The organism is Streptomyces sp. NPDC058964 (genome assembly GCF_042741275.1).
GTDB lineage: Bacteria > Actinomycetota > Actinomycetes > Streptomycetales > Streptomycetaceae > Streptomyces.
In genome coordinates, this window is sequence record NZ_JBHYKH010001056.1 from 1 (window position 1) to 1,084 (window position 1,084).

1 protein-coding gene is annotated in these 1,084 nt (G+C 74.5%); it reads left to right on the plus strand.

Translation table 11 applies throughout. The features are described from left to right. Window positions 1-1,084, plus strand: a 1,084-nt coding sequence (locus ACFW2E_RS47625) for a condensation domain-containing protein (protein ID WP_384478600.1), incomplete at both ends; no start/stop codon positions are given.

Here is a 1,084-nt window from a genome sequence, read left to right on the forward strand (position 1 = left end):
GAGCTGCTGTGCGCGCTGTTCGCGGAGGCGCTGGGCCTGGAGTCCGTCGGCGTCGACGACGGCTTCTTCGACCTCGGCGGCGACAGCATCCTCTCCATCCAGCTCGTCGGCCGCGCCCGAGCGGCGGGCCTGGTCCTGTCCGTGCGGGACGTCTTCGAGCACCAGACGCCCGCGCTGCTGGCCCGGTCGGCCGCCGAAGGGACCGGCCCGGACCACTCCGCACCGGACACGGACGTCCCCGCGTACGGCCCGACGCCCCGCACCCCGATGATGGGCTGGTTCGCGGACCTCGGCTCCGACATGGCGGAGTTCAACCAGTCACTGGTCCTGCGCGTGCCCGCGGCTCTCGACTTCGACCGGCTCGGCACCGCCCTGCGGGCCGTGCTGGACCGTCACGACGCGCTGCGCATGCGGGTGGCCGACGACTGGACCATCGAGGTTCCGGAGCCGGGCTCCGTGACACCGGCCGACTGCCTGGTCCGCTTCGACGCCGTAGGCCTCGACGAGTCCGCCGTGCGCTCGGCGGTCACCGAGCAGGCGCGGGCGGCCCGGGCCCGTCTGGCTCCGGCGGACGGCCGCATGCTCCAGGCGGTCTGGCTCGACCGGGGCACCGCCCAGGACGGTCTGCTCGTCCTGGTCGCCAACCACCTGGTCATGGACGGCGTCACCTGGCGCATCCTCATCCCGGACCTGGCGGCTGCCTACGCCGGCGACACCCTCGCGCCCGTGGGCACACCATGGCGCCGGTGGGCGCTGGCCCTCACCGACCTCGCCGGGCAGCCGCGGACCGAGGAGGAGCTGGAACACTGGCGTTCGGTACTCGGCGACACCCCGCGCGCCCTGCGCGTGGACCCCGCGCGGGACACCCACGCGACCGCGGGCGAGATCACCGCCGAACTCGACGCGGACACCACCGAGGCCCTGCTCACCTGGGTCCCCGGTGTCTGCCGCGCGACCATCAACGACGTGCTCCTGAGCACCTTCGCCCTGGCCGTCGCCCAGTGGCGGCACGGCCGCTCCGAGCACCCGGCCGCACCCGTCGTCGTCGACCTGGAGAGCCACGGCCGGCACGAGGAGGCGGTGC